We start from the raw sequence: 25110 nt of genomic DNA on the forward strand, positions 1-25110 counted from the left end.
GGCCGCTCGGCGTATGCGCTCCCGTCAGTGTCCGGTGAGCCGGGCCGGCTGGGTGGCCAGCCACTCCGCGAACGTCCGCCCGCCCACGTGGGCGGCGCCGGGCACCGGCACGTTGCGGCTCTCGGCGAAGGCGTGAAGGAGCCGGCCGACGGGCGGCACGTGGACGGCGTGCGGAGCCGAAGCACCCCGGTGGGCGCGCACGAGTCGCGCGAGCTCGACGAGGGGGAGGACGTCGGGACCCGCGAGGTCGCGGGCGCGCACGTATGCCGCCGGGCGGGGACCGGTTGCCACCTCGGCCAAGCGGGTGGCCACGAAGTCGGTGTCGACCGGCTGGAACGCCATGTCACCGATCGTGAAGGTGACTGGTCCCTTCGTCAGGGTCCGCCCGAAGAAGGCTGCGAGGGAGTGGAACTGGGTGGCTCGCAGCACGGTGGCCGGGCCACCGGCCGCCGCCACGGCCTGCTCGGCGCGCAGCTTGCGGCGGTAGTAGGCCATCGGGTGGTCGTCGATGCCGACGATGGAGACGTGGACGAGGTGCACGCCCCGGGCGGCTGCCGCATCGGCCAGTCGCCGCGTCCCGTAGACGGTCACGAAGTCGCCCCGGGACGGGTCGTCGGCGCAGTGGACGACCGCGTCGGCGCCTGCCACGACCGGCTCCAGGCCGGCGCCCGTCGTGAGGTCGAGTCCGGTCCGGCGGCTGGCCGCCACGGCCTCGTGGCCCTGTGCCACGAGCAGTCGCACGACTCGCGACCCCAGGTCGCCCATACCGCCGGTCACCACGATGCGCATGGCCACAGACTGGCTCCTGCATCGTCTCCGCGCAACGGCCTGCCTGCGCAGGGCCAGCGCCTAGACTCACCGGCGGCACAGCGCGGTGTCGGAAAGGGCCGGCGCTCGACGCGCGAGCGGCCGGCACCCGCCCGGAAGGGAGCATCCCGTGAGCAAGCCCGTCGTCCTCGTCGCAGAGGAGCTCTCGCCTGCCACGGTCGAGGCACTGGGACCCGACTTCGAGGTGCGTCACGTCGACGGCACGAACCGCGAGGAGCTTCTGGCCGCCCTCGCCGACGTCGACGCGGTGCTCGTCCGCTCCGCGACGAAGATGGACGCAGACGCCATCGCGGCCGCCAGGAGGCTCAAGGTCATCGCCCGCGCCGGAGTGGGTCTCGACAACGTCGACGTTCAGTCGGCCACGCGCGCCGGCGTGATGGTGGTCAACGCCCCCACCGCCAACATCACCTCGGCTGCCGAGCTGACCGTGGGCCTGCTCCTTGCCGCGGCGCGCAACATCGCCGCCGCCGACCAGGCGCTCAAGGGCGGGGAGTGGGAGCGGAGCAGGTACGCCGGCGTGGAGCTGCTCGACAAGACGGTGGGCATCCTCGGGCTCGGCCGCATCGGCGCCCTCGTCGCCGAGCGGCTCAAGGGTTTCGGGATGAGGATCGTCGCCCACGACCCCTACGCCTCGCCGGCCAGGGCGGGGCAGCTCGGCGTCCGGCTCGTCACCCTCGACGAGCTGCTCTCGGAGTCCGACTTCATCACCGTCCACCTGCCGAAGACCCCGGAGACCCTGGGGCTCGTCGGGGAGGAGGCCCTCTCGAAGGTCAAGCCGACCGTGCGGATCGTCAACACCGCCCGCGGCGGCATCGTCGACGAGGCCGCCCTCGCCCGTGCCGTCGCCGAGGGCCGGGTCGCCGGCGCCGGCCTCGACGTCTTCGCCAGGGAGCCGACCACGGCCTCGCCGCTGTTCGCCCTGAACTCCGTCGTCGTCACCCCGCACCTCGGCGCCTCGACGCACGAGGCCCAGGAGAAGGCCGGCATCGCGGTCGCCAGGTCGGTCCGTCAGGCGCTCGGCGGGGAGCTCGTCCCCGACGCGGTCAACGTCGCCAGCGGCCTCATCGCCGAGGAGGTGCGCCCGGGCATCCCGCTCGTGGAGAAGCTCGGCCGCATCTTCACGGCCGTCGCCGGCGCCGTCCCGGCCCTGCTCGACGTCGAGGTGCGGGGCGAGATCACGGCGCACGGCGTGGACGTCTGGAAGCTCGCGGCGCTGAAGGGACTGTTCACCGACGTCGTCGAGGACCCGGTCACGTACGTCAACGCCCCGGTGTTCGCCGAGCAGCGGGGGTGCGTCGTCCGGCTCGTCACGGACCCGCACTCGGGCGACTTCCGCAGCGTCACGACGTTGCGGGGCACGCTCACGGACGGCACGGTCGTGTCGGTGTCGGGCACCCTCACGGGACCGCGGAGGGTCGAGAAGCTCGTCGGTGTCGGCGGCTACGACCTCGAGGTCCCGCTCTCGGACCACATGCTCGTCTTCGAGTACTCCGACCGGCCGGGCATCATCGGCACCGTCGGTCGCATCCTCGGCGACGCAGACGTCAACATCGGCGGCATGCAGGTCTCGCGGCAGGACGACCGCGCCATCGGGGTGCTCAGCGTCGACAGCGCCGTTCCCGCTGCCCTCGCCGTCGAGCTGTCCCAGGCCATCGAGGCCAAGAGCTTCTCCGTCGTCGACCTGCAGGACTGACCCGGGCGGGGCGCGCGCGGCCCAGGCACACGGCATACGCCCCCATGCGGGTCGTCGGGTCTTCGGACCCTGCCGGTGGCACGGGCGTCCGTGCGGCGGTCGAGGGGTGAGCGCCAGTGTCATCCGGTGCGAGCGCGTGACCAAGCGGTTCGGCGCCACCGAGGCCCTGCGCGGCGTCGACCCCGTCGTCGAGCAGGGTGAGGTCTTCGGCCACCTCGGCCCCCAACGGGGCCGGCAAGACCAGGACGCTGCGCCCGCTCGTGGGCCTGACCCGAGCCACGTCGGGCAGTGCCGAGCTGTTCGAGCTCCACGCCTGGCGGCATCGCGACGAGCTGCACCGCAGGGTGGGCTACGTCCCCGGCGACGTCTCGCTCTACCCACGGCTCACGGGGCAGGACCATGTCGACTACCTCGGTCACCTCCACCGGCTCGGCAGACCACCTGACGCCGCCGCGCTCGCGAGGCAGCTCGATCTCGACCTGGGCGGGCCCGTCGACTGGCTGTCCCCGGCCCAGAAGCTGTCGCCGTTCTACCAGTCCGCCGCCCACGACCCGCTGCGCAGCGGCGTCTCCTGGCCGGCGGTCGAGGTTGCCGCGGGCACGGTCGTGGTGTTCGCCCTGCTGGGAGTCGTCACGTTCGGCGGCCGGGACGTCTCGTCCTGACCTCTGTCGTGAGTCAGCTCGTGAGGGCCCGACTTGCCTTCAAGGGGTGCGGCCTCAACCGGCCGGGCGTGCGTCGGCCGAGCCGGTGGGGTCGTCCTCGGTGCGTTCGGTGAGGTGCTCGGTGCCGCTGGCAGGCTCCTGGCCGTCGGGGGTCTCGAGTTCCGCCAGCTCCGGCACGAGCTCGTGACGCTTGCTGAAGGTGTCGACGATCGCCAGGGCCACGGCCGCGATGGGGATGCCGATCAGCGCGCCGATCGGGCCGAAGAGTGCCGCTCCGGCGATGACCGACCCCAGGGCCACGGCAGGGTGCACGTCCATGGTCCGGCGGCTGATGCGGGGGGTGAAGACATAGTTCTCGACCTGCTGGTACACCGTGGCGAAGATCGCGATCCAGAGCGCGTTGACGGGCCGGTCGAGAAGCGCGAAGAGCGCCGGCAGTGCCACGCCGATGTAGGTGCCGATCGTCGGGATGAACTGGCCGACGATGCCGGCGAAGACACCGAGCGGGAGCCAGAACGGCACGTCGATGAACCAGAAGAAGGCGGCGTGGAAGACGGAGGAGAGCGTGGCGAGCACGACCTTGGAGACGACGTAGCCACCGGTCTTCTCGACGGAGATGGTCCAGACCGTGATGAAGACCCGCTGGTAGCGCTGGGGGAGCCACGAGCCGATGGTCTGGCGGAGCTTTGGGCTGTCGGCCGAGAAGTAGTACGTGAAGACGAGGATCGTCAGGGCGTCGAACAGGAAGGCGAGCACCGAGCCGAAGATGCCGATGATGCCGCCGCCGTACTTCCCGGCGAGCTCGCCCAGCTTGTCCGGGGTCAGGACGAGCGCCTTCTGGATCTGGGACAGGTCGAACGACGTGCCGAAGGTCGAGTTCACCCAGGTGATGGCCGAGGTGATCGCCGTCGGCAGCTGGCTCCCCAGCTCGGAGAGCTGCGAGACGAACACCTGGCCGAACATCTCGGCGACGGCGACGAAGAGCAGCACCATCGCCAGCATGGCGAGGCCGGTCGCAAGACCCCGCTTCATCCCTCGCCTGCCGAGCCACAGCACGACCGGCTCGAGGGCGATGGACAGCAGCCACGCGAGCAGCAGCAGGAACAGGAAGCTGCCCATCGCGTCGAAGGCCCAGGTGGCCACCGCGAGCAGGACGAGGCCCCCGATGACGGTCGCAGTGACCCGGCGGGCGTTGGCCGGCGTGATGGCGATCCAGCGCGCCTGCTCGTCGAACGGCACGCCGGGCACGGCATGGCCCGTCCTCCCGTGCCCGCGGTGCGCCGTGTCGGCCGGGGGGCCAGTCGGGGGGGCGGCGGTCTCATCGACGTGATCGGCGCTCACCCACCGAGCCTACGAGCCCGCGCCCGCGCATCGGGGGATGCCGCGAACGCGCCGCGCGTGATCCGGCGCGTCATGAGTTCGCTCGCCCGTTCGTGGACATCGCGTCTCAGTTGTTGGAAACCCCCTGTACCAGCACGTGGGCCCGCGTACCGTGAAACGCATGGCGCGGCAGGTCGTACTCATTCTCCGCCGCGGCGAGTCCAGGTAGTCAGCACCCTCGCCGCGGAGATCCCGCGCACCCCTCGTGCTGACCGGTTCGCCCACCCGGGCTGGAGCCACCTGAGACCGACACCCGAACGCAACCGAAAGACGTGATTCCCAATGAGCGAAGACGCCAAGGCCGCCCGTCAGGCACTGCAGGAGTCGATGGACCTGCGCGACCAGGGCCACACCGACAACTGACTCCGAGTCGGAGCGCTGGAACGCCCGAAGCCCCCGCCCCCACGGCGGGGGCTTCGCTTTTCACTTCCTGAGACACGGATCCCACATCACAAGACGGCTCCTAGGCTGGCGGGCATGGCACAGACGCAGCTGCAGGACGCCTACTCGATCGCGGTCATCGGCGGTGACGGCATCGGTCCCGAGGTGGTTGCGGAGGGCCTCAAGGTCCTCGACGCCGTCACGGGGCAGGGTGGCCCGAAGTTCTCGACCACCGACTACGACCTGGGCGCACGGCGCTGGCACGCCACGGGGGAGACGCTGCCCGGCTCCGTGCTCGACGAGCTGCGCGGCCATGACGCGATCCTCCTCGGCGCCATCGGTGACCCCAGCGTCCCGAGCGGCGTGCTCGAGCGCGGCGTGCTCCTGCCCCTTCGCTTCGCCCTCGACCACTACGTGAACCTGCGTCCCGCCAAGCTCTTCCCAGGAGTCTCGAGCCCGCTCGACGTCGCCCGCGTCGCCCCCGACGGGATCGACTTCGTCGTCGTCCGGGAGGGTACCGAGGGCCCCTACACCGGCAACGGCGGCGCGCTGCGTGTCGGCACTCCCGCCGAGATCGCGACGGAGGTCAGCGTCAACACGCGCTACGGCGTCGAGCGGGTCGTGCGTGACGCGTTCGCACGCGCGCAGGCCCGACCGCGCAAGCACCTGACCCTCGTGCACAAGCACAACGTGCTGACGTATGCCGGCCACCTCTGGCGTCGCACCGTCGAGGAGGTCGGCGCCGAGTTCCCCGACGTCGAGACGGCCTACCAGCACGTCGACGCCGCGACGATCTTCCTCGCCACCGACCCGGGTCGCTTCGACGTCATCGTCACCGACAACCTCTTCGGCGACATCGTCACCGACATCGCCGCAGCCATCGCCGGCGGCATCGGGCTGGCAGCCTCGGGCAACATCAACCCGGCACGCACGACGCCGAGCATGTTCGAGCCGGTCCACGGCTCCGCCCCCGACATCGCGGGACAGTCGAAGGCGGACCCGACCGCGGCGATCCTCTCGGTCGGGATGCTCCTGGCCCACCTCGGGCTCGACGCCGAGGCGGCACGCGTCGAGGCTGCCGTCGCAGCCGACCTGGCCGAGCGCAGCGACGCCACGCGCAGCACGACGACGGTCGGCGACGCCGTGGCCGCCCGCCTCTGAGACCGCGCCACACGGCATACGCACGCCCGTGTCCCCATAGGCGTTGCGGGTTCGTACGCGCGAGCGCACCACGCGTACGGACCCGCCCGTCGCCAACGGCGCCCGGCTACGTCGTCTCACCATGTGGGCGATAGCCTGACGTCGGATCACCGCTGATTTTGCTCCTGGAGGTTTGTCATGACCCAGCTGTCCTTCGAGGTCACCCGCCGCGACGACCTCACCCCGCCCGAGCGCATCGCCGAGATCCTCGAGAACCCCGGCTTCGGCAAGACCTTCACCGACCACATGGTCGTCGCGACGTGGACCGCCGACGGCGGCTGGGGCGGGGCGCGGGTCTTGCCCTACGGACCCTTCCAGCTCGACCCGGCCGCGGCCGTCCTGCACTACGCCCAGGAGATCTTCGAGGGCATGAAGGCCTACCGCCACGCGGACGGCTCGATCTGGACGTTCCGCCCCGAGGCCAACGCCGCGCGCTTCGCCCGGTCGGCCCGGCGCCTGGCCCTGCCGGTGCTGCCCGAGGAGGACTTCATCGAGTCGCTGCGCCAGCTCGTCGCCGTCGACCAGGAGTGGGTGCCCGCGGGTGACGCCGGCGAGAAGAGCCTCTACCTGCGTCCGTTCATGTTCGCCTCCGAGGCCTTCCTCGGGGTGCGTCCCGCGCAGCAGGTGACCTACTCCGTCATCGCATCCCCGGCCGGCGCGTACTTCTCCGGCGGCCTCAAGCCCGTCACGCTCTGGATCTCCACCGACTACGCGCGTGCGGGGGAGGGCGGCACCGGCGCCGCGAAGTGCGGCGGCAACTACGCGAGCTCGCTCGCCGGCCAGCTCGAGGGCATCGAGCACGGCTGCGACCAGGCGGTGTTCCTCGACTCCTCGACGCACACGTACATCGAGGAGCTGGGCGGCATGAACCTCTTCCTCGTCACCAAGGACGGGCGCATCATCACGCCCGAGCTCACCGGCACCATCCTCGAGGGCGTCACCCGCAGCTCGATCCTGGCGATCGCCAAGGAGCTCGACCTCGAGCCCGAGGAGCGCCGGATCCCCATCGAGGAGTGGAAGCAGGGGGCGGCCAACGGCGACATCGTCGAGATCTTCGCCTGCGGCACCGCCGCCGTCGTCACCCCGGTGGGCGAGCTGCGCTGGGACGGCGGCTCCGTCGACCACCGTCGTGATGGCCACGAGGACCGCTACGCGGAGGCGATCCGCACGCGGCTGCTCGACATCCAGTACGGCCGCGCGGAGGACAGCCACGGCTGGCTGACCCGGCTGGTCTGAGTAGGCGGCCGGTGGGCGTCGGCCCGGCGTCCGGCGAGGCGTCCGGCGAGGCGTCCGGCGAGGCGTCCGGCGAGGCCCGGTGGGGTCTCGTCGATGGCCCGCGCCCTCGCCTCGTCGCCTCCGACCTGGACGGGACGCTGCTGCGCACCGACGGCTCGCTCTCGTCTCGCACGGTCGCCGCCTGGACCGCGGCAGCCGAGGCGGGCATCGAGACGGTGCTCGTCACGGCTCGACCGCCGCGCTGGCTGCACGACCTCGAGCCCGTCGTCGGTCCGCGAGGCACCGCCATCTGCGGCAACGGCGCCTTCGTCTACGAGGTGGCGACCCGCCGCCTGGTCGAGACGCACTGCTTCGAGGGCTCCGTGGTCGACGAGCTCGTGGCAGACCTGCGCCGCGCCGTGCCGTCGGTGACGTTCGCCGCCGAGCGCGCCACGGGTCCGTTCGTCGCCGACGACTACCCCGACCCGCATCGCGACCGGGGCGCTGCCAGTTCGGTCCGAGGGTCCTGGCGGCAGGTGGCTTCCGAGCCGGTCGGCAAGCTACTTGCCCTCGCGCCGGAGCTGCCCGTCGACGAGTTCCTCGCGACGGTCGAGGACGTGCTGGGCGACCGGGGGCACCTGCACTTCTCGGGGGCGCACGGCCTGGCGGAGATCAACGCTCCCGGCGTGACGAAGGCCGCGGGGCTGGAGCGCTGGGCCGCCCGGCTGGGCCTCGAGGCCTCACAGGTCTGGGCCTTCGGCGACATGCCCAACGACCTGCCCATGCTCTCGTGGGCGGGGGTCGGCTGGGCCGTGGCGAACGGCCACGAGCAGGTGCGGCGGGCGGCCGACCGGGAGTGCCCGGCCAACGACGAGGACGGCGTCGCGCAGGTGCTCGAGGCTGTTCTGGGCAGAGCCGAACAAAAGGTTTTAGACAGAACCATTGACGCGTCGTGGCGTGCGGGTATTTGATGCCTCGCATCACATGACGCGGTGGGCAAAGGTCTGCCGCCTGATGTTTGCGAGGTAGTGCAGTGAGCGTTCCTCCGTCCCCTCCCGCCGACCCGCCCCTCGACGCCAGCGCCCGCGCCGTCCAGCCGGACGCGGACCCGGCCCTTGCCGGCTCGTCCGGCTCCTCCGACGACGACGAGGGGATGCTCGCGTCGCTCGGCTACAAGCAGGAGCTGCACCGCGGCATGTCCGGCTTCTCCAACTTCGCCGTGTCCTTCTCGATCATCTCGATCCTCGCGGGCTGCATCACCAGCTACGCGATCGCCATGAACGCCGGCGGTCCGATCGCCATCTCGATCGGCTGGCCGCTCGTCGGCGCCTTCGTCCTGTGTGTCGCCATGGCGATGGCGGAGGTGTGCTCGGTCTATCCGACCGCGGGTGGCCTCTACTTCTGGGCCGGCCGCCTGGCCCGCCGCAACCAGCGCGTGTGGGCATGGTACGTCGGCTGGTTCAACTTCCTCGGGGAGGTCGCCGTCACGGCGGCCATCGACTACGGCGCCGCGGTGACGTGGATGGCCCTGCTCAGCCTGGTCTTCGGCCTGCAGGTCACGGCCGGCACGACGTTCGTCGCCTTCCTGGTCATCATCGCGCTGCACGGTCTGCTCAACACCTTCGGGGTGAACCTCGTCAAGCTCCTCTCCAACGTGAGCGCGTGGTGGCACCTCGTCGGCGTCGCCGTGATCGTCGGCATCCTCGTGGTCGTCCCGGACAAGCACCAGGACCTCTCGTGGACGTTCACCCACTTCGAGAACCGGACCGGCTGGGGCACGCCGTTCTACGCGTTCCTGCTCGGGCTGCTCATGGCGCAGTACACCTACACCGGCTTCGACGCGTCGGCGCACGTCGCGGAGGAGACGAAGAACGCGTCGACGGAGGCGCCCAAGGGCATCGTCCGCAGCGTCTGGGTCTCGATCCTCGCCGGCTGGGTCCTGCTCGTGGCCGTCACCGCGGCGATCCAGAGCTACGACGGCGCCCTCGGGACCGACATCGGGCTGCCGCCGGCGCAGATCTTCATCGATGCCGCCGGCCGCTCGCTCGGGATCTTCCTGCTCTTCATCTGTGCCGTCGCCCAGTTCTTCTGCGGCATGGCCTCCGTGACCGCGAACTCCCGCATGTCGTATGCGTTCTCGCGCGACAACGCGCTCCCCGGCTCGCGCTGGTGGTCCCAGGTCAACCCCCGCACCGGCACGCCCACCAACTCGATCTGGCTGTGCGTCGCGTGCTCGGTGGTCCTGACGACGCCGGCGCTCGTGTCGACCACCGCGTACCTCGCGGTCACCTCGATCGCGGTCATCGGCCTCTACATCGCGTACGTCGTGCCGGTCTTCCTGCGCCGCACGAACCCGGACTTCCGTCCCGGCCGGTGGAACCTCGGCCGCTGGAGCGCGCCGATCGGCTGGGTCTCGGTCGCGTGGGTGGCCTTCATCGTCGTGCTCTTCATGCTCCCGCCCGCCAACCCGATCACGGTCGAGACGTTCAACTATGCCCCGATCGCCGTCGGTGTCGTCCTGGTCTTCTCGACGGTGACGTGGTTCGTCGGCGGCCGCAGGCACTTCATGCGAGACGTCCCGCGAGGCCACGATACGCTGCCGGCGGCGGAGATCCTCGGCTGACATGGTGCCTGACAGGGGAGCCCAGCCGCCCCAGCCCCTAGGCCTGACGGCGTTGCCGGACGCGGTGCTGCGTCCCGCGTCCGGCAACGCCTTCGAGCACGCGGTGGCGCAGCTGGCGCGGGCGATCCGACTCGGGGTGCTCCCCGACGGGGAGCAGCTGCCGCCGGAGCGCGAGCTCGCCGAGCGGCTCGGCATCGGACGCAACACCCTGCGCGAGGCGATCGCGGCGCTGCGGGAGTCCGGCATGGTCACCACCCGACGGGGCCGCGGCGGCGGCACCTGGGTGACCTACGACGGCGCCGTCAGGGCTGCGTCGTGGGAGCCCAAGGACGTCCCGGTGCGCAGCGGCGCCGCCATGGACGACGCGCTGGCGTTCCGCCGCGTCGTCGAGCCCGGTGCGGCGTGGTTCGCCGCCTCGCAGCCGCTCGCCGGGGACCAGCGGGCCTGGCTGGCCGACAGCCTGCGCGACGTCGACGAGGCGGCCGACGCCGCGGCCCACCGTGTCGCCGACTCCCGGCTGCACCTGGCCGTGGCGACGCTGGCGGGCTCGCCGATGCTCGTGGACGCAGTGACCCGGGCCCAGTCCGCACTGCACGACATGCTGACCGCGATCCCCGTCCTGACCCGCAACATCGAGCACTCGAACGCCCAGCACCACGAGGTCGTCGAGGCGATCCTGCGTGGCGACCCGCACCGCGCGCGGGCCGCCATGGAGGAGCACTGCGACGCCACCTCCGCGCTCCTGCGCGGACTTCTCGGATAGGACATGTGCACATGGCACCAGCACCGAACCTGACCCTCGAGCGGCTGCGCGCCGAGATCGAGTCGGGCGACATCGACACGGTGGTCGTCGCGTTCACCGACATGCAGGGACGCCTGCAGGGCAAGCGCCTGCACGGCCACTACTTCCTCGACCACGTGCTCGAGGACGGCACCGAGGGCTGCAACTACCTGCTCGCCGTCGACGTCGACATGAACACCGTCGACGGCTACGCGATCTCGTCGTGGGAGCGCGGCTACGGGGACATGTTCTTCGACCTCGACCTGTCGACCCTGCGTCGGACTCCGGGGAGCCGCCACTCCGCCACCGTCCAGTGCGACCTGACCTGGCTCGACGGCAGCGGCCCCGTCCTCCAGTCCCCGCGGTCGGTGCTGAAGAAGCAGGTGGAGCGGGCCGCCGCCCTGGGGCTGGGCGCGCACTGCGGCACGGAGCTCGAGTTCATGGTGTTCCAGGAGTCGTACGAGCAGGCCTGGGACGCGGGGTACACGGGGCTGACGCCCGCCAACCGCTACAACGTCGACTACTCCATCCTCGGCGGCGACCGCGTCGAGCCGCTGCTGCGGGAGATCCGCAACGAGATGTATGCCGCGGGCGCCGTCGTCGAGAGCGCCAAGGGGGAGTGCAACCTCGGCCAGCACGAGATCGGTTTCCTCTTCGACGAGGCGGTGCGCACGTGTGACAACCACGTCGTCTACCGCAACGCGGCCAAGGAGATCGCCGCCCACCACGGGCAGTCGATCACCTTCATGGCCAAGTTCGACCAGCGCGAGGGCAGCTCGTGCCACATCCACCTCTCGCTTCGGGGGCTGGACGGCGAGACCGTCTTCGCCGACGAGGAGCGCGAGCACGGGCACAGCGTCCTCTTCGAACACTTCCTCGCCGGGATACTGTCGACCCAGCGGGAGCTGACGTACTTCTACGCGCCGAACATCAACTCCTACAAGCGGTTCGCGTCCGCGAGCTTCGCACCGACGACGGTCGCCTGGGGGCGGGACAACCGCACCTGCGCCCTGCGCGTCGTCGGTCGCGGCGCCCGGCCCTGCGCGTCGAGAACCGCGTCGGTGGCGGCGACCTCAACCCCTACCTCGCGGTGGCCGCGATGCTCGCCGGCGGGCTCCACGGCATCGAGAACGAGCTGCCTCTCGAGCCGGCCCTCGAGGGCAACGCCTACACGTGCGACAAGCCGCGCGTGCCCTCGACGCTCCAAGAGGCCCGCGACCTGCTCGCCGCGTCCGCCGTGGCCCGCACGGCCTTCGGCGACGAGGTCGTCGACCACTACGTCAACGCCGCCGACGTCGAGATCACGGCCTTCAACGCCGCGGTCACCGACTGGGAGCGCCGGAGAGGATTCGAGCGACTGTGACCACCACGAGCCAGACCCACGACGTCGTCAACCCTGCGACCGAGGAGGTCGTCCGCACCGTCGAGCTCGCCTCCCTCGAGCAGGCCGACGCGGCGATCGCTCGTGCCGCCCAGGCGAGCCCCGCCTGGCGGGCGGTGAGCCCGGCCGACCGGGCCATGCTGCTGCGCCGCTTCTCCGACCTCGTCGGAGAGCACCAGGAGGAGCTGGCGCTGCTCGAGGTGGAGAACGCCGGCCACACCATCGGCAACGCCCGGTGGGAGGCCGGGAACGTCCGTGACGTGCTCGCCTACTACGCCGGCGCGCCCGAGCGGAACTTCGGGCGCCAGATCCCGGTCGCCGGCGGCGTCGACGTGACCTTCCGCGAGCCGCTCGGCGTCGTCGGCATCATCGTGCCGTGGAACTTCCCCATGCCGATCGCCGGCTGGGGTTTCGCACCGGCTCTCGCGGCGGGCAACACGGTCGTGCTCAAGCCGGCCGAGCTCACGCCGCTGACGGCCGTACGGCTGGGGCAGCTCGCGCTGGAGGCGGGCATCCCCGAGGGTGTCCTCACGGTCGTCCCGGGTCGGGGCGACGTGGTCGGGGAGCGTTTCGTCACGCATCCCGACGTGCGCAAGGTCTGCTTCACCGGCTCGACGGCAGTCGGCCAGCGGATCATGCGCGGGGCCGCCGACCAGGTCAAGCGGGTCACCCTCGAGCTCGGTGGGAAGAGCGCGAACATCGTCTTCGCAGACTCCGACCTCGAGCTCGCCGCGGCGCGGGCCCCCTACGGCGTCTTCGACAACGCGGGCCAGGACTGCTGTGCCCGCAGCCGGATCCTCGTGGAGTGCAGCGTCTTCGACACCTTCATGGAACACTTCGAGACGGCGGTCCGCGGCGTCGTCGTCACAGACCCGCGCGACGAGACGGCCGAGATGGGGCCGCTCATCAGCGCCGGTCAGCGCGAGCGGGTGCGCTCCTACGTCGAGGACGCCGGAGACGAGGTGGAGGTCGCCTTCCGCGGGGACGCTCCTGACGGCGCCGGCTACTGGTACCCCGCGACCGTCGTCCTGCCGAGATCGACGAGCGACCGCGTCTGGCAGGAGGAGGTCTTCGGCCCTGTCGTGGCGGTGATGCCGTTCGATGACGAGGCCGACGCGGTCGCCAAGGCGAACGACACGGCATACGGCCTCTCGGGGTCGATTTGGACGCGCGACCTGGCGCGCGGGCTGCGCGTGGCCCGCGCCGTCGAGGCCGGCAACCTCTCGGTGAACTCGCACAGCAGCGTGCGCTACTCGACCCCGTTCGGGGGCTTCAAGCAGAGCGGGATCGGGCGCGAGCTCGGTCCTGACGCGCTCGAGGCGTTCACCGAGGTCAAGAACGTCTTCATCGCGACCGACTGACCCGTCGGCCCCCACACCTACACGCAGAACCACTGGGCTACAAGGAGATCCACATGACAGGCAGGCTCGACGGCAAGGTCGCGGTCATCACCGGCGGATGCTCGGGCATCGGGCTTGCGACCGTGCGGCGGTTTGCCGAGGAGGGCGCCAAGGTCGTCATCGGCGACCTCGACGAGACCAACGGTCCCCGCATCGCGGACGAGGTGGGCGGCACCTTCGTGCGGGCCGACGTCGTGAGCAAGGAGGACGTCGACGCGCTCTTCCGCACCGCGAAGGAGACGTACGGCTCGGTCGACATCGCCTTCAACAACGCCGGCATCAGCCCGCCCGAGGACGACTCGATCCTCGACACCGACCTCGACGCCTGGCGCAAGGTGCAGGAGGTCAACCTGACGTCGGTCTACCTCTGCTGCAAGGCGGCCCTGCCCCACATGCTCGAGCAGGGCAGGGGCTCGATCATCAACACTGCCTCGTTCGTGGCCGTCATGGGTGCCGCCACGTCGCAGATCTCCTACAGCGCGAGCAAGGGTGGCGTGCTGTCGATGTCGCGCGAGCTCGGGGTGCAGTTCGCCCGCCAGGGGGTGCGCGTCAACGCGCTGTGCCCGGGCCCCGTCAACACCCCGCTCCTGCAGGAGCTGTTCGCCAAGGACGAGGAGCGGGCCGCGCGCCGGCTCGTCCACGTGCCGATGGGCCGCTTCGGCGAGCCCGAGGAGATGGCCAACGCGGTGCTGTTCCTCGCCTCGGACGAGTCGAGCTTCATCACCGCGTCGACCTTCCTCGTCGACGGCGGCATCTCAGGCGCCTACGTGACCCCGCTCTGAGGTGGGTAGGGGGTGGTCATGGGTCGTCCGGTCATCGGCATCACCGCGTACGTCGAGCGCGCCTCGTGGGGCCACTGGGTCGACGTGCCCGGTGCCCTGGTGCCCCACCGCTACGTGCGGCAGGTGGAGGACGCCGGCGCGATAGCCGTGGTGGTGCCGCCGCGCCCCGATGCCGACGACGACACGGCCCTGGAGATCGTCGAGCGGCTCGACGGGGTGGTCCTGGCCGGGGGCGTGGACGTGGCGCCCGAGCTCTACGCCGACGAGCGGCACGCGTCGGTGCAGGCCTCGCGTCCCGACCGCGACTCCACCGAGATGGCGATCGCCCGCGCGACGGCGGAGGCCGACCTGCCCGTCCTCGGCATCTGCCGCGGCATGCAGGTGATGGCCGTCGCCGCTGGCGGTCTGCTCGAGCAGCACCTGCCCGACCGGGTGGGCCACCACGACCACTCGCCGGCCCCGGCGACCTACGGCAGCCACCCGGTACGCACGGTCGCCGGCACGCGCCTCGCCGCGATCCTGGGCGAGGAGGTGGACGTGCCCAGCTACCACCACCAGTCGGTGCTGACGCACCCCGGCTACGAGCCATCGGCGTGGGCCGCGGACAGCACCCTCGAGGCGATGGAGGACCCCACCGCCTTCTTCCGGCTGGCCGTGCAGTGGCATCCCGAGGTCGGTACCGACCCGCGGCTGTTCCGTGCCCTCGTCGAGGCGGCCTCCAGCCGTCGGTAGCCCCGGCCGCGCGGGTCCACGATCCGGACCTGCGGTTCCGCCCGCGCCGCGGCAGCCCTACGGTGAGCGGGTGATGAAGCGACCCGTGCCCACCGGCACCCTCATTATCGACTAGCGCGACGAGCACCCCTCGTCGCGCAGACCTCCCAACCCTTGGGGGGTCTTTTTGTTTCCCGAGACACCCCGAGGGAGACCCGCGAAGGCCACCACCCCCGGCCGCCGCGACACGAGAAGAGACCGGGACGCGAGATCACGCCTCCGCGCCGGCCGCCCCGACGGCGGCCGGCCGCATCCCCGAGATCGAGGACAATGAAGGTCATGGAAGCGCTGCACGTCTACGACACCACCCTGCGCGACGGCGCCCAGCAGGAGGGGCTCAACCTCTCGGTGTCGGACAAGCTGGCCATCGCCGGGCTGCTCGACGATCTCGGGGTCGACTTCATCGAGGGCGGCTGGCCCGGCGCCAACCCCAAGGACACCGAGTTCTTCGAGCGGGCACAGACCGAGCTGACCCTGCGGCAGGCGACGCTCGCGGCCTTCGGCGCCACCCGGCGGGCCGGGGGTGACGCGGCGCAGGATCCCCTCGTACGCGCGCTGCTCGACTCCGGGGCCTCCGTCGTCTGCCTCGTGGCCAAGTCGCACACCGGCCACGTGGAGCGGGCCCTGCGCACCACCCTCGCGGAGAACCTCGAGATGGTCCGCGACACGGTGAGCCACCTCGTCGGTGAGGGCCGGCGCGTCTTCGTGGACTGCGAGCACTTCTTCGACGGCTGGCGTCTCGACCGCCACTACGCGTTGTCCGTCGTGCGCACCGCGCACGAGGCCGGGGCCGAGGTCGTGGTGCTCTGCGACACCAACGGCGGCATGCTCCCGCACCAGGTCGAGGAGGTCGTCGCCGACGTCATCGCCTCCACGGGGGCGCGGATCGGTGCGCACTGCCACAACGACACCGGTTGCGCCGCAGCGAACTCCGTGGCCGCCGTGCGCGCCGGCGCCAGCCACGTGCAGGGCACGGTCAACGGCTACGGCGAGCGCACCGGCAACGCGGACCTGGTCACCGTCGCGGCCAACCTCCAGCTCAAGCTCGGCCTCGCCGCGCTCGATCCCGACGCCCTGCGGCGGGCCACGCACATCGCCCACGCGATCAGCGAGGTGACCAACGTCCCCGCCTACAGCCGCCAGCCGTACGTCGGCGCGAGCGCCTTCGCACACAAGGCCGGCCTGCACGCGAGCGCCCTCAAGGTCGACCCGGACCTCTACCAGCACATGGACCCTGCCCTCGTCGGCAACGGGATGCGCACCCTGGTCTCCGACATGGCCGGCCGGGCCAGCATCGAGCTCAAGGCCCGGGAGGCGGGGCTCGACGTGTCCGACCGGCCCGACGTCGTCGCCTCGGTGCTCGCCGAGGTCAAGGAGCTCGAGCTGCGCGGCTGGACCTTCGACGCGGCCGACGCCACGGTCGAGCTCATGCTGCGCGAGGCGCTCGAGCCCGGCTGCACCGACTACTTCGAGGTCGAGTCCTGGCGGGTCATCACCGACTCGTCCGGCGAGGGCGACGCCACCTCCGAGGCGACCGTCAAGCTCCGCGCCGGCGGCGCCCGTCTCATCGCCACCGGAGAGGGCAACGGTCCCGTCAACGCGCTCGACCACGCCCTCCGCGAGGCGCTCACCCGCGCGTACCCGGAGATCGAGAAGATCGAGCTGATCGACTTCAAGGTGCGCATCCTCGACGCCTCCCACGGCACCGACGCGGTGACGCGGGTGCTCATCGAGACCTCCGACGGCGAGACGTCGTGGGACACCATCGGGGTGGCCGGGTCGATCCTGGCCGCGTCCTGGCGGGCGCTCACCGACGGCATCGTGCACGGGCTGCTGCGTCAGGACGTCGCCAGGCGCTGAGCCAGTCCGGGCAGCCAGGTGGGCGCGGCCGCGCGGAAGGCCGGCGGATCCACACGTGGCGCGCCGAGCGGAACGGCCCCCAGGAGCCCTTCCGGCAGGTCGTCGAGGTAGTCGCGGTTGGTCGTCTCGACGACACCGGGTTCGTCCGGCCACGCACCGAAGACGACTCCGAGCTGGGGGATCATCCTGTGCGACAGCGCCTCCCGGGTCAGCATCGTGTGGTTGAGCGTCCCCAGGGCACTGCGCGCCACTACCAGTGCACCCGCGTCGCGCAGTCCTCCCGCCAAGTCGGCGAGAGTCTCGCCCGCCTCCGTGAGCTCGACGAGCAGACCACCCGCGCCCTCGACGACGACGACGTCGTGGTGCCCAGAGAGGTCGGTGACGGACTCCAGGTGCTCGGCCATCGTCGGCAGCCGCGCACCCTCGAGCGCCGCGGCCGGTCTGGGCGCCATCGGCGCGCGCAGCCGCACCCCCTCCGACGTCGCCACGCCGGTGAGCCGCTCGACCTCGGCCATGTCGCCCGGCTCCCCGGGTGCCACGCCCGTCTGCGTGGGCTTGTATGCCGCGACGCGCAGTCCCGCCGCCAGCACCGTCGCGGCGACCGCAGCCGTGACGACTGTCTTGCCCACGTCGGTGTCCGTCCCGGTGACGAGGAGGACCCGGGGCAGCGGGCCGCTAGTCATCGACCGAACCGGGCGGGGTGGCGGCGACCGTCAGGAGGCCACGGGCAGGGGAGGGAGCATCCCCTGCCCGTGGCCACCCGACGGTACCTGCCGACCCGCGCTCGCCCGGCGTCGCCGCGCGCCGGGCCACGAGCTGCGCCGCCTCGCGCAGGTCTGGTCCCGAGAGGTCGGCGCGGGCGGTGACGCGCAGCCGGGAGACGCCGTCGGGGACGCTGGGCGGCCTGAAGCAGCCGACGAGCACGCCTTCGGCCCGCAGGTCCAGGGCGGCGGCGACCGCAGCCTCCGGGGACGGCATCGGCAGCGACTGCACCGCGCCGGCGGCCTGCTCGATGCCGCAGATCGCCGCGATGGTGGCGGCGTTGGCCCGGACGGCTGCTGCCAGCGACGGCTCGACGGCGATGACGTCGGCGGCCGCCCACGCGGCGGCGGCGGACGCGGGAGCGAGGCCGGTGTCGAAGATGAAGCTGCGCGCGCTGTTGACGAGGTGGTGCCGGATGGCGGTGGGGCCGAGGACGGCTCCGCCCTGCGAGCCCAGGGCCTTCGAGAGCGTCAGCGTGATGATGACGTCGCGGGCGCCCACGAGGCCCAGCTCGTGGACGAGGCCGCGACCGCCGCCGGCGACCCCGATGCCGTGGGCCTCGTCGACGACGAGCAGTGCGCCGTGGCGGTGGCAGACCTCGACGAGCGCGCGCAGGGGGGCGGCGTCACCGAGCACCGAGTAGATCGACTCGACGGCGACGACCACCCTGCGTCCGGCACGCGCAGCGAGCTCCCGGTCGAGCGCCGAGGGGTCGCTGTGGGCGAAGGACCCGTACGGGACGCGCGACATGCGGGCGGCGTCGTGGAGCGAGGCGTGGGCGTGGGCGTCGAGCAGGATCTCGGCCCCGCGTCCGCTGAGCGCGGTGAGCACGCCGAGGTTGGCGGCATACCCGGTCGAAAAGGCGAGGGCGGCCGGCTGGCCGGTGAGCCGGCACAGGGCGGCCTCGAGGTCCCGGTGGACCGGGAGGGTCCCGCTGACGAGGCGGCTCGCGGTCGCCGACGCGCCGTAGCGGGTGAGCGCCTCGTGGGCGGCGGCCACGACGCGGGCGTCACGTGCCAGGCCCAGGTAGTCGTTCGACGCGAGGTCCAGGGGGTCGCGGGTCTCCGCCTTCGAACCACCCTCGCGCAGCACGGCGTCGAACCGGTCGACGCCCCGCTGTCTCCGCAGCTCGTCACGCTGCCTCAGCCAGGCGTCCCAGCCGCTCATCCGTGCACCTCCGAGACGGCACCGACGATGCCGTCGGCGATGAGCCGCACGTCGTCGTCGGTGCACACGTAGGGGGGCATCGTGTAGACGAGGTCGCGGAACGGACGCACCCACACACCTCGCCGCAGGGCCGCCCGGGTGACCCGGCCGACGTCGACGGGGCAGGCCAGCTGCACGACGCCCACGGCTCCGAGGACCCGGATGTCGGTGACGCAGGCGAGGCCGCCGGCGGGCGCCAGGTGCTCGGTCAGGAGGCGGCCGACGCGCGGGGCGTCCCCCTTCCAGCTGCCCTCGACGAGCTCCAGCGACGCATTCGCGACCGCACAGGCGAGCGGGTTGGCCATGAAGGTGGGCCCGTGCAGCAAGGCGCGGAACTGCGACCGCGTGATCGCGTCACCGACGTGTCGGGTCGTGAGCACCGCGGCGAGAGAGAGGTACCCGCCCGTCAGCGCCTTGCCGATGCACATGACGTCGGGAGCGACGTCGGCCCACTCGGAGGCGAAGAGGCGGCCCGTGCGGCCGAAGCCGGTGGCGATCTCGTCGACGACGAGGAGCAGCTCGTGCTCGTCGGCGACGTCGCGCAGCACGCGCAGGCACTCCGGGGGGTAGACGTGCATGCCGCCGGCACCCTGCAGCACCGGTTCGACGACGACGGCGGCGAGCTCGTCCCGGTGGGTCTCGGCGAGGGACCGGACCTCCGCCGCCCAGGGCTGGAGCTCGAGAACGTCTGTCTCCCAGCGCTGCTCGCAGTCGGGGGTGGTGATCAGCCGTGCGGCGGGTGGTCGTGGGGCGAAGACCTGTCGAGCCAGCGCGCCGGGGAAGGCCGAGTGCATCCCGTCGACCGGGTCGCACACGCTCATCGCGGCGAAGGTGTCGCCGTGGTAGCCGCCGCGGACCGTCAGGAACCGCTGCCGACCCGGACGGCCGCGCGCCGCCTGGTACTGCAGGGACAGCTTGAGGGCCACCTCCACCGACACCGACCCCGAGTCGGCGAAGAAGACGTGTGTCATCGGGCCGGGGGCGATGGCGGTCAGGCGCTCGGCGAGGCTGACCGCCGGCTCGTGCGTCAGTCCTCCGAACATGACGTGGCTGAAGCGGTCGAGCTGCTCGTGCGCGGCGGAGTCGAGGGCCGGGTTGCGGTAGCCGTGCACTGCGCACCACCAGGACGCCATGGCGTCCACGGCCTCGTGGCGGGTGCCGTCCGGGGCTCGCAGGCTCAGCCGGACACCCGAGGCGCCCTCGACGGCATACGGCTCCGGGCCGTCCAGGGGGGCGTAGGGGTGCCAGACCAGCCCGCGGTCGCGCGCCGCGAGGGGGGACCCCGGGGGCTCAGGCATTGGCGGGGACGTCCGTGCCGGCCCCGCGACGACGCTTGGCCGGGTCGTGGGGCCGCTGGGAGGAGGGCCTCGCCCCTGCCGCGACGGCGTCGGCGCCGAGCACGACGAAGCCGTTGTCCCGGATGAGCTCGAGGTCGGCCTCGGCGGCCTGGCCCTCGGACGTCAGGTAGTCGCCGAGGAAGATCGAGTTCGCCACCTGCAGGGCGAGCCCCTGCAGCGAGCGCAAGTGCATCTCCCGGCCGCCTGCGATGCGGATCTCCCTGTCAGGACAAACCATTCGTGCCATGGCGAGGATGCGCAGGCAGCGACCGGGGGTCAGCTCCCACGTGCCCTCGAGGGGTGTGCCGTCGAAGGGCATGAGGAAGTTGACGGGGATCGAGTCCGAGCCGAGGTCGCGCAGGGCGAAGAGCGCCTCGACGAGCTGCTCGTCGCTCTCGCCGAGTCCCGCTATGAGGCCCGAGCACGGTGACAGCCCGGCGTCCTTGGCGCGGTTCACCGTGTCGACGCGGTCGGCGTAGGTGTGGGTCGTCACGATGTGGTCGTGGTGCGACTGCGCCGTGTTGAGGTTGTGGTTGTACGCGTCGACGCCGGCCTCGCGCAACCGCTGGGCCTGTCCGTCCTTGAGCAGGCCCAGGCAGGCGCACACCTCGACCTCCGGGTGCTCCTGCTTGAGGGCGCCCACCATGCCGGCCACCCGGTCGATGTCGCGGTCGGTCGGGCCCCGTCCGCTCGAGACCATGCAGATCCGGGTGGCGCCGCCGCGCAGACCCGCAGCCGCCTGCTCGACCGCCTCGTCGGGGCGCAGCCACGTGTACTTCAGGATGTCGGCCTGCGAGCCGAGCCGCTGGGAGCAGTAGTGGCAGTCCTCCGGGCAGAGGCCGGACTTGAGGTTGACGAGGTAGTTGACCTTGACCGCGTTGCCGAAGTGTCTGCGGCGCAGGCGTGCCGCCGCTGCGACGACCTCGAGGAGCTCGTCGTCGTCAGACTGCAGCACGGCGAGCGCATCCTGCTCGGTGGCCGGGGTCCCCGCCAGGACGGCGTCGGCGATGGCGTCGTGTCGGCTGGGCATCGGGTCTCCTTGCGGGCGGCGCTGAACGGTGTTCAACTGAACGGCGTTCAGTATGCCGAGCCGCTACGCTCGGCTGTCAACAGGGGGTCTAAAGCGGACCGTCAGGGGTTGGAGACCGCGTGGCACTCAGCAGGGAGCAGGTCGTGGCGACCGCCGTGGACCTGTTGCGCCGCTACGGCCTCGGCGACCTGACGATGCGCCGCCTCGCGCGTGAGCTGGGCGTCGCGCCGGGTGCGCTCTACTGGCACGTCGCCAACAAGCAGGAGCTCCTCGTCGAGGTGGCGGACGCCCTGCTGGCCGAGATCGCCGTCCCTCCGCCGGGACAGCCGCCCGAGGAGGCCCTCGCCGGGCTCGCCGTGTCCCTGCGCGAGGCCCTCGTCCAGGTTCCCGACGCCGCCGACGTCGTCGGGCTCGCGTATGCCGTCGAGCCGGGTGCCACCCGCGCGCTGCGTGAGCTGGCCCGCCTCGTCCACGACACCGGCGTGCCGGCGTCCGAGCGCGACAAGGTGGCCGCCCTCGTCGTGCACCACGTCCTGGGCTCCGTTGCCGGAGAGCAGAACCGGGGACTGGCAGCGCGCGCCGACCCAGAGCTGTCGCCGCCCGATCCGGCTGGGGAGGCCAAGGCCTTCGAGGTGGGACTGGCGGTCATCCTCCGCGGGGTCACCCGCTAGCGCCGACCCACGACGGACGCGTGTGCCCCATCGCGGCCCTCCGGTGCCGCAGACTGGCCGCATGCCCCTGCGAACGACGAAGCACTGGTTCGGCGTCGTGCTGGACGCGCCGGATGCATCAGCCCTGGCGCACTTCTACCAGCGACTGCTCGGGTGGACCTTCTACAAGGACACGCCCGACTGGGCCACCCGTCGCTCCGTCCGAGACGGCCGGCCACAACCTCTCCTTCCAGACCGAGCCCAACTACGTGCGCCCGGTGTGGCCCAGCGAGCCGGGGGAGCCGCTGATGATGCTTCACCTCGACCTCGAGGTCGACGACCTCGAGGAGGCGGTCGCGTATGCCGTCGAGGTCGGTGCGCAGGTCGCCTCCTTCCAGCCGCAGGAGGATGTGCGGGTGATGCTGGACCCGGCCGGGCACCCGTTCTGCCTCTACGTGGACACGGAGGACTGAGCCCTGGCGTCCCGCCGGGGCACTGACGGAGCGCAGGCAGCTGCCGCGACGAGCGACCACGTGGCCGGTTGTTGCGCCCGCACGATCCGCTCGACCGCGACAAGCCACCAGATGGCGCCGTGCCGTGGCGCGGCTCGGCCCCTCGACGAGCCCTCAGTCGGTGCGGTCCGACGAGACGAGCAGCACGCGGTCGATGGCCTCGACCAGCCGCTCGCGCAGCACCTGCCCGCGAGCAGAGAAGCCGCGCTGCTCGGCGGCGTACTGCGCCTTGCCTTCCGGCGTCTCGATCCGCACCGGCTCGTAGCCGAGCTCGCGCAGGTCGTACGGCGCGGCTCGCATGTCCAGCGAACGGATGTCCCGCGCCAGCGCGAAGCAGTCCATCACGAGGTCGCTCGGCACTGCGGGAACCAGCTTGTGCGCCCACTTGTAGAGGTCCATCCCGGCGTGCAGGCAGCCCGGCTGCTCGAGGTCCGGCTGCGTCTCGCGGGTCGGCCGGAAAGCATTGCGCGGCGCCGCCTCGGGAGTGAAGAAGCGGTAGGCGTCGAAGTGCGAGCAGGCGACCTGGTGGCTCTCGACGACAGCGTCCGTCCCCGAGGCGCCCAGCCGGAGCGGCCACCCGGAGTGCCGCACGTCCGAGGGATCCAACCGGTAGACCATGGCCCACTCGTGGAGTCCGAAGCAGCCGAACCGTGCCGGCCGCCCAGCGGTGCGTAGGAGAAGCTCGCGGACGAACCGCAGCGTGTCGCCGCGCGCCGTCACGAACGCGTCCACGTCGACGGCGACCCGGTCACCGTCGACCGCATAGAAACGCCAGTCCCGGTGCGGCGCCCGACTCGCGGCCGTCAACGCCGTTCCGGCGCCCGGGTGCCAGCGACGAAGCTGCGCCGGCTTGAACGAGTAGTAGGTGAACAGAAAGTCCTCGACCGGGTGCTTGCGGTGGTCGCGGCGACGGCCGAGGTGTGCGGCCGTGGCGGCATCGACCCGCGCCTCGTGCGCGGCCGTCCGCTCCCGCCACACCCGCTCGTCCACGACCTGCACCCCACGAGGGTAGGGGAGCGGCGCCTGCCTGCCACAACCGTCGGCAGCCCGACGACGCACGCCGCGACGACCGCAGACCCGCCCCACGGCATACGCTCGGTCCCGTGCTCGCCGCCGAGTGGTACCTCACCGCCCACGAACGGGGCAACCCGTCGACCCGCCTCGACCGCCGCCACCCCGACGGGCGCGCGTGGACGGAGGGCAACCTCGTCACGCCGCTCGTCCACGGCGAGGCCTACTTCGCGGCCCTCGCCGAGCGGGTCTCGCGGATGGAGCGGGGCGACCTGCTGCTCTTCGTCGACTGGCGTGGCGACCCCGACGAGCGGCTGACGGGCGAGCCCGGCAGCGAGGTCGCCTCCCTCTTCGCCCAGGCAGCCCGCCGGGGCGTCGACGTCCGAGGTCTCGTCTGGCGCTCCCACTGGGACAAGCTCACGTTCTCGGCCGGCGAGAACCGCCACCTCGGCGAGGACATCAACGCGGCGGGCGGTGATTGCGTGCTCGACATGCGAGTGCGCCTCGGGGGCTCCCACCACCAGAAGTTCGTCGTGCTGCGACACCCCGGGCGGCCGGAGCTCGACATCGCCTTCCTCGGCGGGATCGACCTGTGCCACAGCCGCCGTGACGACTCCACCCACGCCGGGGACCCGCAGTCCCAGACCATGGCCAAGGTCTACGGCCCCCGCCCGCCCTGGCACGACGTCCAGCTCGCGCTCACCGGCCCCGTCGTGGGGGACGTCGAGACGGTCTTCCGCGAGCGCTGGGACGACCCACAGGCGTTGAGCCGCTCGCCGATCCGCCGCACCATGGACGCCGTCCGTGGCGACCGTCCGCACCGGCGCGCCCTGCCCGCCCAGCTGCCGGACCCGGCGCCCACCGGCCCGCATCCCGTCCAGCTGCTGCGCACCTACGGCCACCGCCTCGGTGGCTACCCCTTCGCCCCGCGCGGCGAGAGGAGCGTCGCGCGTGCCTACGCCAAGGCGTTCTCGAACGCCCGGCACCTGATCTACCTCGAGGACCAGTACCTCTGGTCCGCGGAGGTGTGCGCGCTCCTGCTCGCGGCGCTGAGGCGAGCGCCCGAGCTGCGCTTCGTCGCCGTCGTCCCTCACCAGCCGGACCAGGACGGAACCCTGAGCTACGCCCCGAACCTCGTCAGCCGGGCCAGGCTGCTCGAGGAGCTGCACGCCGCGGCCCCGGGACGCGTCGCGGTCTACGGCATCGAGAACGCCGACGGCACGCCGGTCTACGTCCACGCCAAGGTCTGCGTCGTCGACGACGAGTGGGTCACGGTGGGCTCCGACAACTTCAACCGGCGGTCGTGGACGCACGACTCCGAGCTGTCCGCCGCGGTCGCGCACCCGGAGTTCGCCCGCGACCTGCGCCAAGAGCTCGCCCGCGAGCACCTCGACACCGACGCGGAGCTCCCGCTCGAGGACCACTTCGAGGCGTATGCCGCCAGCGCCCGGGCGCTCGCCTGCTGGCACCGCGCCCCGGCCGGCTCACCACGGCCGCCGGGGCGGTTGCGCCCCCTCGACAACCCGGAGCAGGGCCGGCTCACCCGGCTGTGGGCCGACGCGTTCTACCGCCTCGTCTACGACCCCGACGGCCGACCGCTGGACCTGCGCCTGCGCCGCACCTTCTGACAGGCGACCGCGCGCCC

21 protein-coding genes and 1 pseudogene are annotated in these 25110 nt (G+C 72.0%); 15 read left to right on the forward strand and 7 right to left on the reverse strand.

What is annotated here, in order from left to right; genetic code table 11:
• Positions 1 to 24: 24 nt before the first annotated feature.
• Positions 25 to 789 (reverse strand): SDR family oxidoreductase, encoded by a 765-nt coding sequence (locus tag ABD194_RS14020; protein WP_343994161.1) that lies wholly within the window; start codon positions 787 to 789, stop codon positions 25 to 27.
• A 148-nt stretch (positions 790 to 937) separates the two neighbouring features.
• Here ABD194_RS14020 and serA point away from each other — a divergent pair, with 148 nt between their 5' ends.
• Together serA and ABD194_RS14030 are read left to right on the forward strand one after the other, a co-directional pair.
• On the forward strand, positions 938 to 2521 hold the full coding sequence (serA, locus tag ABD194_RS14025; RefSeq protein ID WP_343992371.1) for a phosphoglycerate dehydrogenase: 1584 nt from the start codon (positions 938 to 940) through the stop codon (positions 2519 to 2521).
• 197 nt (positions 2522 to 2718) lie between these two features.
• The gene (locus tag ABD194_RS14030; protein ID WP_343992373.1) at positions 2719 to 3183 is read left to right on the forward strand and encodes an ATP-binding cassette domain-containing protein; all 465 of its coding nucleotides are present in this window, start codon (positions 2719 to 2721) and stop codon (positions 3181 to 3183) included.
• A 54-nt stretch (positions 3184 to 3237) separates the two neighbouring features.
• On the opposite strand, the gene ABD194_RS14035 is transcribed toward ABD194_RS14030, so the two are convergent.
• Positions 3238 to 4431 carry an AI-2E family transporter gene (locus ABD194_RS14035; RefSeq protein ID WP_343992375.1) on the reverse strand — a complete coding sequence of 398 codons (1194 nt, stop codon included), beginning with the start codon at positions 4429 to 4431 and terminating at the stop codon, positions 3238 to 3240.
• Positions 4432 to 5040: 609 nt separating this feature from the next.
• Here ABD194_RS14035 and ABD194_RS14040 point away from each other — a divergent pair.
• The 10 genes and pseudogenes from ABD194_RS14040 (at position 5041) to cimA (ending at position 16957) form a co-directional block, all read left to right on the forward strand.
• A complete protein-coding gene (locus ABD194_RS14040; protein WP_343992377.1) occupies positions 5041 to 6105 on the forward strand; it encodes a 3-isopropylmalate dehydrogenase in 1065 nt (354 codons plus the stop codon).
• A 177-nt stretch (positions 6106 to 6282) separates the two neighbouring features.
• A complete protein-coding gene (locus ABD194_RS14045; RefSeq protein ID WP_343992379.1) occupies positions 6283 to 7380 on the forward strand; it encodes a branched-chain amino acid aminotransferase in 1098 nt (365 codons plus the stop codon).
• 11 nt (positions 7381 to 7391) lie between these two features.
• Positions 7392 to 8330, forward strand: coding sequence for an HAD family hydrolase (locus ABD194_RS14050; protein ID WP_343992381.1), 939 nt, complete (start codon positions 7392 to 7394; stop codon positions 8328 to 8330).
• Positions 8331 to 8392: 62 nt separating this feature from the next.
• Positions 8393 to 9982, forward strand: a complete 1590-nt coding sequence (locus tag ABD194_RS14055) for an amino acid permease (RefSeq protein WP_343992383.1) — start codon at positions 8393 to 8395, stop codon at positions 9980 to 9982.
• 1 nt (position 9983) lies between these two features.
• On the forward strand, positions 9984 to 10745 hold the full coding sequence (locus ABD194_RS14060; RefSeq protein WP_343992385.1) for a FadR/GntR family transcriptional regulator: 762 nt from the start codon (positions 9984 to 9986) through the stop codon (positions 10743 to 10745).
• Between the two features lie 11 nt (positions 10746 to 10756).
• Positions 10757 to 12126 (forward strand): annotated as a pseudogene (locus ABD194_RS14065) (glutamine synthetase family protein).
• Positions 12123 to 13505 (forward strand): aldehyde dehydrogenase family protein, encoded by a 1383-nt coding sequence (locus ABD194_RS14070; protein ID WP_343992387.1) that lies wholly within the window; start codon positions 12123 to 12125, stop codon positions 13503 to 13505. The pseudogene ABD194_RS14065 and the gene ABD194_RS14070 overlap by 4 nt, the downstream one beginning before the upstream one ends.
• A 53-nt stretch (positions 13506 to 13558) precedes the next feature.
• Entirely contained in the window at positions 13559 to 14326 is a 768-nt protein-coding gene (locus ABD194_RS14075) for a 3-oxoacyl-ACP reductase (protein WP_343992389.1), read from the forward strand.
• A gap of 18 nt (positions 14327 to 14344) precedes the next feature.
• On the forward strand, positions 14345 to 15058 hold the full coding sequence (locus ABD194_RS14080) for a gamma-glutamyl-gamma-aminobutyrate hydrolase family protein (RefSeq protein WP_343992391.1): 714 nt from the start codon (positions 14345 to 14347) through the stop codon (positions 15056 to 15058).
• Positions 15059 to 15376: 318 nt separating this feature from the next.
• Positions 15377 to 16957 (forward strand): citramalate synthase, encoded by a 1581-nt coding sequence (gene cimA / locus ABD194_RS14085; RefSeq protein ID WP_343992392.1) that lies wholly within the window; start codon positions 15377 to 15379, stop codon positions 16955 to 16957.
• Here cimA and bioD read toward each other — a convergent pair.
• The 4 genes from bioD to bioB are packed head-to-tail and all read right to left on the reverse strand — an operon-like array spanning position 16936 to position 21292.
• The gene (bioD, locus tag ABD194_RS14090) at positions 16936 to 17640 is read right to left on the reverse strand and encodes a dethiobiotin synthase (RefSeq protein WP_343992394.1); all 705 of its coding nucleotides are present in this window, start codon (positions 17638 to 17640) and stop codon (positions 16936 to 16938) included. The two genes, cimA and bioD, sit on opposite strands and share 22 nt — an antisense overlap.
• Positions 17633 to 18886, reverse strand: coding sequence for an aminotransferase class I/II-fold pyridoxal phosphate-dependent enzyme (locus ABD194_RS14095; RefSeq protein ID WP_343992396.1), 1254 nt, complete (start codon positions 18884 to 18886; stop codon positions 17633 to 17635). The genes bioD and ABD194_RS14095 overlap by 8 nt, the downstream gene beginning before the upstream one ends.
• Complete coding sequence (gene bioA, locus ABD194_RS14100; RefSeq protein WP_343992398.1) at positions 18883 to 20223, reverse strand: adenosylmethionine--8-amino-7-oxononanoate transaminase; 1341 nt, start codon at positions 20221 to 20223, stop codon at positions 18883 to 18885. The genes ABD194_RS14095 and bioA overlap by 4 nt, the downstream gene beginning before the upstream one ends.
• On the reverse strand, positions 20216 to 21292 hold the full coding sequence (bioB, locus tag ABD194_RS14105) for a biotin synthase BioB (protein WP_343992400.1): 1077 nt from the start codon (positions 21290 to 21292) through the stop codon (positions 20216 to 20218). Before bioB ends, bioA begins: the two co-directional genes overlap by 8 nt.
• 119 nt (positions 21293 to 21411) lie before the next feature.
• On the opposite strand from bioB, the gene ABD194_RS14110 reads away from it, so the two are divergent.
• Positions 21412 to 21963 (forward strand): TetR family transcriptional regulator, encoded by a 552-nt coding sequence (locus ABD194_RS14110; RefSeq protein ID WP_343992402.1) that lies wholly within the window; start codon positions 21412 to 21414, stop codon positions 21961 to 21963.
• 113 nt (positions 21964 to 22076) lie between these two features.
• Positions 22077 to 22415, forward strand: coding sequence for a VOC family protein (locus ABD194_RS14115; RefSeq protein WP_343992404.1), 339 nt, complete (start codon positions 22077 to 22079; stop codon positions 22413 to 22415).
• A 153-nt stretch (positions 22416 to 22568) separates the two neighbouring features.
• Here ABD194_RS14115 and ABD194_RS14120 read toward each other — a convergent pair whose 3' ends face one another.
• A complete protein-coding gene (locus ABD194_RS14120; protein ID WP_343992407.1) occupies positions 22569 to 23453 on the reverse strand; it encodes a 3-methyladenine DNA glycosylase in 885 nt (294 codons plus the stop codon).
• A 104-nt stretch (positions 23454 to 23557) separates the two neighbouring features.
• Between ABD194_RS14120 and ABD194_RS14125 the strand changes: the two genes are divergently transcribed.
• The gene (locus ABD194_RS14125) at positions 23558 to 25093 is read left to right on the forward strand and encodes a phospholipase D family protein (RefSeq protein WP_343992409.1); all 1536 of its coding nucleotides are present in this window, start codon (positions 23558 to 23560) and stop codon (positions 25091 to 25093) included.
• Positions 25094 to 25110 lie beyond the last annotated feature (17 nt).

Origin of the sequence: Terrabacter terrae, from assembly GCF_039529575.1 — a bacterium.
GTDB lineage: Bacteria > Actinomycetota > Actinomycetes > Actinomycetales > Dermatophilaceae > Terrabacter > Terrabacter terrae.

Bases quoted from the DNA above. Each gene is read 5' to 3' on its own strand.
- bioD (WP_343992394.1), bottom strand. From the start codon at position 17,640: ATGACTAGCGGCCCGCTGCCCCGGGTCCTCCTCGTCACCGGGACGGAC.
- bioA (WP_343992398.1), bottom strand. From the start codon at position 20,223: ATGCCTGAGCCCCCGGGGTCCCCCCTCGCGGCGCGCGACCGCGGGCTG.
- bioB (WP_343992400.1), bottom strand. From the start codon at position 21,292: ATGCCCAGCCGACACGACGCCATCGCCGACGCCGTCCTGGCGGGGACC.
- ABD194_RS14115 (WP_343992404.1), top strand. From the start codon at position 22,077: ATGCATCAGCCCTGGCGCACTTCTACCAGCGACTGCTCGGGTGGACCT.
- ABD194_RS14040 (WP_343992377.1), top strand. From the start codon at position 5,041: ATGGCACAGACGCAGCTGCAGGACGCCTACTCGATCGCGGTCATCGGC.
- ABD194_RS14080 (WP_343992391.1), top strand. From the start codon at position 14,345: ATGGGTCGTCCGGTCATCGGCATCACCGCGTACGTCGAGCGCGCCTCG.
- cimA (WP_343992392.1), top strand. From the start codon at position 15,377: ATGGAAGCGCTGCACGTCTACGACACCACCCTGCGCGACGGCGCCCAG.
- ABD194_RS14060 (WP_343992385.1), top strand. From the start codon at position 9,984: ATGGTGCCTGACAGGGGAGCCCAGCCGCCCCAGCCCCTAGGCCTGACG.
- ABD194_RS14020 (WP_343994161.1), bottom strand. From the start codon at position 789: ATGCGCATCGTGGTGACCGGCGGTATGGGCGACCTGGGGTCGCGAGTC.
- ABD194_RS14075 (WP_343992389.1), top strand. From the start codon at position 13,559: ATGACAGGCAGGCTCGACGGCAAGGTCGCGGTCATCACCGGCGGATGC.
- ABD194_RS14095 (WP_343992396.1), bottom strand. From the start codon at position 18,886: ATGAGCGGCTGGGACGCCTGGCTGAGGCAGCGTGACGAGCTGCGGAGA.
- ABD194_RS14045 (WP_343992379.1), top strand. From the start codon at position 6,283: ATGACCCAGCTGTCCTTCGAGGTCACCCGCCGCGACGACCTCACCCCG.